The sequence below is a fragment of the Spirochaetota bacterium genome (assembly GCA_035477215.1).
GTDB lineage: Bacteria > Spirochaetota > UBA4802 > UBA4802 > UBA5368 > MVZN01.
The window spans coordinates 90,008-98,705 of record DATIKU010000016.1; the positions used below are offsets into that span (position 1 = coordinate 90,008).

An 8,698-nucleotide genomic window follows, 5' to 3' on the forward strand; every position below is an offset into this window, starting at 1 on the left:
ATGGATTACGTAGGACACGTCATTCGGCCTCCCAGCGAGGCCTACAGCATGATCATTCAGGTCACCGTGGGATGCTCGCACAACCAGTGCACCTTCTGTGGGACCTACAAGGAAGAGAAATTCAGGGTTAAGGACATGGCCACCATAAAGCGCGACATCGACGAGATGTCGTCGTACCGGTACGGCTTCAGGAAGGCCTTCCTTGCCGACGGCGACGTGCTGATCCTTCCGAACGAAGATATCCTTGAAATAATGCACTGCATCAGGAAAAAGAACCCGGCAATCGAGCGCATCGGCGTCTACGGCAACACCAAGGCCATTCTCAAGAAGACGCCCGAAGAGCTTGCGGCACTCAGGCTGGCAGGGCTCGGCATCGTATACCAGGGCATCGAGAGCGGGAACAAAGAGGTACTGCGGCGTATCAAGAAGGGCGCCTTTCCGCACAAACAGCTCGAGGCGGCCGAAAAGGTGAAAGAGGCGGGGATGCTTCTCTCGCAGACGGTGCTGCTGGGCATAGGCGGGACCGAGCTCTCGGAGGAGCACGCCATCGACACGGGGAAACACCTCGGCGCCATGTCGCCCCAGTACGCGGGGGCGCTCACCGTCATGCTGTTGCCGAACACCAGGCTGTACCGCGAGGCACACGAGGGGCGTTTCGTCCTCCCCGACAAGTTCGGGATGCTGAACGAGCTTCGGCTTATGATCGTCAACATGAAGGTCAAATCGCCCTGCTTCTTCACGTCGAACCACGCGTCCAATTACCTGCCGATCCGGGCGAGTTTTCCCGATGACCGGCACAGGGTGATCGCGCTCATCGAAGAGGTTCTAAAAAAGCGCGACGACCGGCTGCTCAAACCCGAGCATATGCGGGCGCTGTAAACACTACCGATACGGCGAGGTGAACATGGATTCTTCTATGGAAAACGCGCTGCGCTTCATAAGCGCCGAGCTGAAGGAAAACCCCGGGGCCGATAAAAACGCCCTGATCAACGAGGCAAGCCGCAAGTACGATCTCAACCCCATACAGACCGAGTTCCTCGTCAACAAGTACATCCTGGGGCAGTGACGCTTTCCGCCGCGCGGCCTCAACGCCTCGCGGCCGCCTCCATCCCCTCCAGGAAGCCGTCGAGAAGCCCGCGCATCTCCCCGAACTCCCTCGGGCGCGGAATGAGCTCTGCGGCTTTCTGCACGTAGCGTTCATCAACCAGTTCAACACCGCAGTTGCGAACCAGCGCGTCCACGCTCTCCGCCGTGGACTCCAGGTGAAACTGCAGACCGATGACACGCTCGTTGTACGCAAACGCCTGTGCGGCGCACGCGTCGCTTTCGGCCGCCAAAGCGGCGCCCGGCGGAATGCCGAAGGTGTCCCCGTGCCAGTGGAAGGCCGTGAATTCGCCGGGAAGCCCGGCGAAAGCGGGAAAGTCCGCGGCCCCTGGCGTAAGCCGCACGGGGAACCACCCGATCTCCCGGTGAGCGTTACGCCGCACGGTACCACCCAGCACGGCGGCCAGGAGCTGGGCACCGAGGCATATTCCCAGGACGGCCTTGCCCGCGGAGACGGCATCGCTGATGAAGCGCTTTTCGGGCGCAAGCCACGTATAAATGTGTTCATCGTACACGCCCATGGGTCCGCCCATTATGATAAGCCAGTCGAAACCATCCATCGCGGGCAGCGGCTCATCTTCGAAGATCGCTGTCCTCGAAAGCGCATGGCCGCGCCGAAGCGCCCAGTCTTTTATCGCGGCGGGTCCCTCGAAGGGAACGTGCTGTATGAAGTGGATTTTCATCGCGCCACCCCCTTTATTCCAGGATCGCGGAATACAACGAAAGCAAGATACGACGGGAAGTGGCGGTCATGAATGAAAAAATTCCCAGGGGAGGGAATGCGTCATTAATTTAACGCACGGGAAACAAAAGCGCCCCCGCCTGTATCCAGGCCGGGGCGCTTTCCGGACAGGCAGGGCCGGTGCGAACCGCTTACTTCACCGCCACACGCATGTTGTCCACATCGACACGGTATCCGCCCGAAACCATAACGTATCCCTTGTAGATATCCGAGGTATCGGTGATCTTAGCCATAAACCAGGCTTCGTTGCGGGCTTCCTTCTTGGTCGCCGGGGCAGAGTATACGTCGTCCCGGCGATTTCCTTCGAAGATAATAACGACAGCGCCGAGCCTTATATCGGCCTTCGTCGCGATCCTGGTTTTCCAGTAGTTCTTCGTCCACATCTCCTTGCCGTCGTGGACGAGCATGAACTGTCCCTCGTATTTGGTCGCGGCGCCGGGGGCCGTAACCACCTTCGCCAGCCTTACGTACATCCATGTTTTGCCGACAAACGCGTCCTTGTCGACGAAATAATCGTCCGGCTGTATGTAGTGCTCATCCGATCCATCCGCGCCGGGAGCCTCCGCCCTCCTCTTCGACGCCGCAACTTCAGAATCCGACGTATCAGATTTCTTTGCCGTGATTGAGTCGGTATTCATAGAAGAGACCCTGTTAAACACATCCATGGCCATATCGCCCTTCGATGACCCCCTGGAACTGCAGCCCACAGCCATCACTGCGATCACTGCGATCACCGCCAGGGGCAGCGCCGCCAACAGTACCTTCTTCATGCAAACTCCTCCTTGATTACGTATGGTAAACTTCCACTTTTCGTCCTCGACCGTAATTTACTATCCATCGGCCCGAATGTCAAACACTATTGCACTTCATCCTTGAATTCAGGCCCCGCGTTTTGGTCAGCACGGGATATGGATTGACATTATAGCCCGTATTCTATTAAAAGGAACGGGTTTTACCCGCGCACCAGTACGCCGCGCAGGCGCACACTCATACGAGGACGGAGGATGGCATGGAACTACATGAAGCGCTTACCGGGCGCAGGAGCGTCCGCAGATTCACCGAGGAAGCGGTGAGCGACGGAGAGATACGGGCCATCCTCGAGGCGGCGAGAATGGCGCCCTCGTGGGCGAACGTTCAGCCGTGGGAATTCATCGTACTGCGCGACCGCGCCCTGATAGAAAAGATCGTGGGAACCTATGTCGAAAAAAACCCGGCGACAAAATGCTCCCTGGCCGCCCCCGCGCTCATAGCGGCCTGCGCCCGCACAGGCATATCGGGATGTTACGACGCGAAGAACCTCACGAAGTTCAACGAGTGGTTCATGTTCGACCTGGGTCTTGCCGTCCAGAACCTGTGCCTGAAAGCCCACGAGCTGGGGCTCGGGACCGTGGTGGTCGGCCTAATGGAGCACGACAGGGCGAAATCGATCCTCGCCCTCCCGGCCGACCGCGAGGTGGTTGCGTGCATCCCCGTTGGTCGCCCGGCCGTCACCGGGAAGGAAGGCCCGCCGAGGAAACCGCTTTCCGAATTCGCCTTTATCGACGCCTACGGAAAGCCCTTCCTCGAATAAGTCGGCCCGGAAGTAACGCGTGCGCCGGGACTTTTTTTGTTGTTGTCGCCGGGTCATTCGTGCTATCATATCCGTTACCATGGGTACGATAACCGACACGAGAGGGAATACGAGGAGTCGCATCGCGCCGCCGGTCGTCATTATCGCGCTCGCGGTGCTCGCCGCGCTTCCGCTCATCCTGTCGATCGCCTCCTCGCAACGGGCGCTGGTGCGCGAAACCGGCGGGGCGTTTTATCTCGTGCGCTCCTGCACTATCGCCGGCAAACATCTCCTCTGCCTGAGGACGGCGGAAAGCTTCACATCAAAAAAAGCCGCGCTCGAATCGCCCGATGCTGGCCTTCGGCCGGCGCTCATCTCAATGGAAACCGTGGCCTTTATTGAAATCCTCCACGAGGCGCCCCCTGAACCGGAAGCGGAGTCCGGCCTGGTCCCGGCGGCCTATCTGGGGACCTACCGGATCAACGCGTCGGGGAACCCCGGATACCTGTTCCTGGGGGCTAAAGAAGGTTACGTCTACGGATCGCTGCGCTTCCCCGAATGGGGCAGAGGCGTGGCGGAGCCGCTAAAGGGCGTGTACATTCGGGGGAACACCATACGCTTTACCCGCTCCATTACCACGCCCGCCGAGAGGGAGCGGACCGGGGCGACAACGTATTTCACGCAGGTCTACACCGGCGAGTACCGCGACGGGGGACGTACCATCCAGGGGCGCTACATGGTGGGCGGTTCTCCGCGCATGTGGGACGCCCGGAAGGCGCGATAGGCGGAAGCCTCCTTCATCCCTCCAGCTTCAGGCTGCGCATTATCTTAAAGAATGTTTCCTTAAAAGCGGGGTAGCTCTTCTCAGTGGCCGTGCAAACCAGCACGTAGCCGCGATGGCGCTCCACCACCAGGCACAAGAGCACCTTGAGCCTGAGCGCTCCCGCCCGGTGGGTGAAGACGGTCATCACCGCTTTTCGCCCGTCGAGCGTGAACTCGGTGCGCTCGGTTTCTCGGAACTCGCTCAGGGCCTTCGCGATGTTATCGAAGGTCATCTCGCGGTAATATTGCAAGCCGACGTCTTTCGACAGGTTTTCGACCGAGATGTTGACGTTCTCCCTGAAGAGGTCGCCCTTTTCTTCCAGGGGACCAAGGGCCTGCACCACGGTGGCGCCCAGGAGCCCCTCGGTCTTTATCTCCCAGTCGTCCGGGAACACCACCGAAAAGCCCTTCGCGCGGTCGCGGAAATATCCCGGCTCCTTCTTTCCGCATGTCGCTGTGAATACGGCGAGCATGAAAATGGAAAACACCACCGCTCCGGTTATCGAATTCCTGAACATCCGGATCCCCCCCCTATCTTGAATGGACGACCGTATTGCGTGCTTCGCGCGCAGCGCATTCATGAGTATCATATACTTTGAAAAAAGGCAAGCGCATAATGCGAAATACGCCCCGCGCCGGGCGCGATCCGCGGAAGCCGTATTTATCACTTCAATATTTGTTTGACTTTTTTCACCTCGCGGGCGATCATCATGGCCATATTAGGGGAAAAAGGCGAAACATTATGCCCGGAAAAACGACAAAGAAGTCAGTGCAACCGTCCGCTCCGGCCCCCGCCCGCGGGCGGAAGAAGGCGGTAAAAGAGTCCGATTACCTCATCGCGCTCCTGGTCGACGGGGCGGGTATCTACGCGTCGTGGAAGATTTCCGATGACCTCTACGGAAAAATTTTACGAAAGGCCCTTACCGATTATCACGGCGATCCGTACCTGTTTTTACAGGTGACCGCCCTCGACACGCGAGGCCCCGGCGAGATCGAGGACATCCCGGTCTACGGCAGGGAAAACCGCTGGCACATCTTCACCACCGGAGCAATGGCCGGACGGCGGGTGGTACTGCGCCTTTCGTACCAGACCTCAAAGGGAAAACGCGAAGCAGTATTACAGTCGACCGAGCTCGACATACCGCTTGGCGACGCGGCGCTGGTGGCGCTCCTTAGCCGGCCGCTCCTCCACGACGAGCGCCGTGCGCGCCTTTACGAAGCCAGCGGCATACGCGAACAGCTCGACGCCACCTCTCCCTCCGCAAGCTCACCGTAAATGGGAAAGGGACGTCGGCGGAAGGGACCGGCCGCGCGGCTCGTGCTGGTGCTCCACGCGCACCTGCCCTACGCGCGAATACCGCGGGAGCGTTTCCCCGCGCAGGAGCTGTGGCTCTACCAGAATATCGCCGAATGCTACATCCCCCTGCTTCGAACCATGGAGCTTCTGGCCGACAAGGGGGTCCGTTTTCCGCTAACGGTCTCGCTCAGCCCCACGCTCCTGGCCATGCTCGGCGACGGCTACTACCGGCATAAATTCGACGACTACCTCGCCTGCGTCATCGCGCTCGCGCACGTCCACGCCGCGCCCGGCGGCGGCGCGTTGTCCGGCGCGCTCGCGCATCTTGCGGAGAAACTCGAGGAAACACGCGACTGGTGGAACGCGGCGGAGGGCAACCTTGCCGCGCGATTCCGCTCCCTCTCCGAACGCGGCGCCATCACCCTCGTCACCACAACGGCCACGCACGCGCTCCTTCCCGCGTACCGTTTCAGCGCCGCCCTCGAGCGGATTCAAATTCGGACGGGACAGAACTTGTTCGCCCGCGAGTTCGGTCCGGCGCCGCGGGGGTTGTGGCTTCCCGAAATGGGCTACCACGCCGGGCTCGACGAGCTCCTGCGCGCCTGCGGCGTGGAGTACACCTTCCTCGAGGCGCACGCCGCCTACCACGCCGCCGAGGGCCCGGATCACGGCAACTTCATGCCGTTTGCCGCCGAATCGGGACTCGTCATCTTCCCGCGCGAGCTGAAGTTGTCCGGGGCCGTCTGGGCCCACCGCACGGGCTACCCCGGCGACGCGCGCTACCGCGAGTTCCACGCTGACTACACCTGGCAGATGTCCGAGATCGAGCTCTCGCGGCTCGGCTGCGAGCGCATGCCGCTGGGCATCAAAGTGCACCGTATAACGGGCGATGGCATGGAGCGCGAGACCTACGACCATGCCATGGGCGCCGCGGCCGCCCGCGAGCACGCCGCCGACTTCATTTCGCGCATACGCGAGCGTGCCGCCGGGGTCGCGCCCCTTCTGGGACAGGCGCCCGTCTTCACCCTGCCCTTCGACATGGAACTCTTCGGCCACTGGTGGCACGAGGGGCCCGAATTCCTCGAGGAGCTCGCGCGACTTGCCGCCGACACGGACGACATCGAGTTCGTCACGCCAGAGGAGATACTGCGGGAGGGGGTCGATTCCCACGGACGGCCCGCCGAGAGCTCGTGGGGAAAGAGCGGCTACTTCGACACCTGGCTCAACCCGGCCTGCCTGTACGCTTATACAAAAATAGCCGAACTCGCCGAACGCCTGTTCGCCCACAGGCCCAACGCGCGCACGCTGGCGGCGTACCGCCAGGCCGCGGCGGAGATCATGCTGGCGCAATCCTCGGACTGGCCGTTTTTTATCGCCTGGGACCGGTTCGCCGACTACGGCAGCGCCCGGCTCGACGAGCACATCGTCGCCGCCTCGCGCATTCTTTCGGGAATCGAGGCGGGAGAGCCCGATGACGATTATGTTGATGAAAGGGGGGCGGCCTATCCGCTGTTCGCCGCGTCCTCGATCGAATCCATCATCTGATTCTCCTCTTTCCAGCCCCGCAGCGCATGCCTGTAAAAATCGAAGTCGGGCGTTGAGGCCTCGAGCTTTTTAACCAGGAGGTTTCGCGCCCAGCGCCGCTCGGTGTACTCGCAGATGTCGCGGATGTTGCGCCCCGAGAGTCCTTCGCTGGCGCCTCCCAGCGCGACGAGATGCTCTTCGGAAAGATGGCGCGCGTAGTTGCCGAAGATCGCCGCGCGTTCGCGCGCGCTCGGAAACGGAAAGTGGATGCTCTGGTCGAAGCGGCTGATGAGCGCGTGGTCCAGATCCTTCTTGCGGTTGGTCGCGCCGATCGTGATGGTGCTCGCCACCGATTCGATGCCGTCCAGCCGCCGCAGCAGCACCGAGAGCACGCGGCGCGTCGCCTCGAACATGTTCTGGTCGCGCGAGCCGGCGAGCGAATCGATCTCGTCGAGGAAGAGGATGCTGCCTCCAAGGTCCTCGCAGGCGTCGAAGATCTGCGAGAGATTCTGCGAGGACTGCCCGTACCACTTCGACATGATCGACTCTATCGGCACGTAGACCAGCGGCACCTTCACCTCTCCGGCGATGATGCGCGCGATGGTGGTCTTCCCCACGCCGGGCCCCCCCTCGAAGAGGATGGCGCGAGGGCGGTTGGACTCGAAGCTTCGCCGCGTCATCCGCGCGATCGAATCGTAGATCTCGGGGTTCTGGAGCGGCATGATGATCGACTCGCGGATCTTGCGCTTCACCTCTTCGTAGCCGGCGATGTACGCCCAGTCCAGGCGGCCGCTGTCGTCGTAGATGCTCGCGCCAAGGCGCTTGAGGCGCACCGAGGGGTCGTCTTTCAGCCGCGCGTGGGCCGTCTTGAATATCTCGAGCGCCAGCGCGATCTCCTCCTGGCCGAAGTTCCCCTTCTTCGAGAAGTCGGCGCGGAAGTTCGCGGTGATGCCGAAAAACTCCACCTTGAAGTTGTCCAGGATGTTGTCGGCCTTGAAGAGGTTCTTGTTGAGCGCCTGCAGCGCGTAGTAGCCGTCGTCGAATGCGTGGATACGCACGTTTCCCAGGTGCGCCTTCGCGATAGCGAAGAATTGCAGCAGCAGCGCGTCGCCCAGAAACGGCAGTGCGAACGATACCATGGCCGTCCCCTTCTCGAACGAGAAGCGCGGCGGCATAATCTCTTCGGGAAGGTTTCGCCGCTCGATGAAGGCGAACACCTCGCGCTCCACCTGTTCTTTCATGCGGTCGTAGGGGATAAGCTGCCTGTCGTCGTTTTCGCTCATGGGCCGTCCTCCCGCCGCCGGATTCCGCGCCGGCACGCGCACGGTTGCGCTCCTTTTGTATCGCCGGTATCCCGAAAGTCAATCATTTATGGGAAGCGATGTTGAGCATGGCGGACGTATAATCATCCCTGAAGAGCGCGTTGCTTTCATTTCACCATTCCGAGTGCCATTGCCCGCACCCACTACCACTGGCCCGGCGGCTCGAGGCGACACCCGGCGTTCAGACATCCGCATGGGCGGCGCGTCCTGTAAACCGCCTTTTCGCCATCCGGAGCGTTTAGAGGGTATGCAGTCGGGCGTGTCCCTCGCTTTCCGGTGCAGGCAATCTATTGCACCCCATGCTCCTATCCGCCGGCGATGCCGGTCGCGTCCATGCC

Annotated in this window: 10 protein-coding genes; 6 read left to right on the plus strand and 4 right to left on the minus strand. The window is 61.3% G+C overall.

Features of this window, described 5'->3' with window-relative positions; genetic code table 11:
- Together VLM75_03790 and VLM75_03795 are read left to right on the plus strand one after the other, a co-directional pair.
- On the plus strand, window positions 1–879 hold the full coding sequence (locus VLM75_03790; protein HSV96039.1) for a radical SAM protein: 879 nt from the start codon (window positions 1–3) through the stop codon (window positions 877–879).
- A gap of 25 nt (window positions 880–904) precedes the next feature.
- Window positions 905–1,066, plus strand: a complete 162-nt coding sequence (locus VLM75_03795) for a hypothetical protein (protein ID HSV96040.1) — start codon at window positions 905–907, stop codon at window positions 1,064–1,066.
- A 19-nt stretch (window positions 1,067–1,085) separates the two neighbouring features.
- On the opposite strand, the gene VLM75_03800 is transcribed toward VLM75_03795, so the two are convergent.
- On the minus strand, window positions 1,086–1,787 hold the full coding sequence (locus VLM75_03800) for a type 1 glutamine amidotransferase (protein ID HSV96041.1): 702 nt from the start codon (window positions 1,785–1,787) through the stop codon (window positions 1,086–1,088).
- A gap of 190 nt (window positions 1,788–1,977) precedes the next feature.
- On the minus strand, window positions 1,978–2,616 hold the full coding sequence (locus VLM75_03805; protein ID HSV96042.1) for a hypothetical protein: 639 nt from the start codon (window positions 2,614–2,616) through the stop codon (window positions 1,978–1,980).
- A 239-nt stretch (window positions 2,617–2,855) separates the two neighbouring features.
- Between VLM75_03805 and VLM75_03810 the strand changes: the two genes are divergently transcribed.
- Window positions 2,856–3,416: a nitroreductase family protein gene (locus VLM75_03810; protein ID HSV96043.1), complete on the plus strand. Its 561-nt coding sequence runs from the start codon at window positions 2,856–2,858 to the stop codon at window positions 3,414–3,416.
- Window positions 3,417–3,495: 79 nt separating this feature from the next.
- Window positions 3,496–4,179, plus strand: a complete 684-nt coding sequence (locus tag VLM75_03815; protein ID HSV96044.1) for a hypothetical protein — start codon at window positions 3,496–3,498, stop codon at window positions 4,177–4,179.
- A 13-nt stretch (window positions 4,180–4,192) separates the two neighbouring features.
- Here VLM75_03815 and VLM75_03820 read toward each other — a convergent pair whose 3' ends face one another.
- A complete protein-coding gene (locus VLM75_03820; GenBank protein ID HSV96045.1) occupies window positions 4,193–4,735 on the minus strand; it encodes a hypothetical protein in 543 nt (180 codons plus the stop codon).
- Window positions 4,736–4,959: 224 nt separating this feature from the next.
- Here VLM75_03820 and VLM75_03825 point away from each other — a divergent pair, with 224 nt between their 5' ends.
- Together VLM75_03825 and VLM75_03830 are read left to right on the plus strand one after the other, a co-directional pair.
- Window positions 4,960–5,493, plus strand: coding sequence for a DUF4912 domain-containing protein (locus tag VLM75_03825; GenBank protein HSV96046.1), 534 nt, complete (start codon window positions 4,960–4,962; stop codon window positions 5,491–5,493).
- The gene (locus VLM75_03830) at window positions 5,494–7,059 is read left to right on the plus strand and encodes a 1,4-alpha-glucan branching protein domain-containing protein (protein HSV96047.1); all 1,566 of its coding nucleotides are present in this window, start codon (window positions 5,494–5,496) and stop codon (window positions 7,057–7,059) included.
- Here the strand turns inward: VLM75_03830 and VLM75_03835 are convergent.
- Window positions 7,017–8,321 (minus strand): AAA family ATPase, encoded by a 1,305-nt coding sequence (locus VLM75_03835; protein HSV96048.1) that lies wholly within the window; start codon window positions 8,319–8,321, stop codon window positions 7,017–7,019. The two genes, VLM75_03830 and VLM75_03835, sit on opposite strands and share 43 nt — an antisense overlap.
- Window positions 8,322–8,698: the final 377 nt, after the last annotated feature.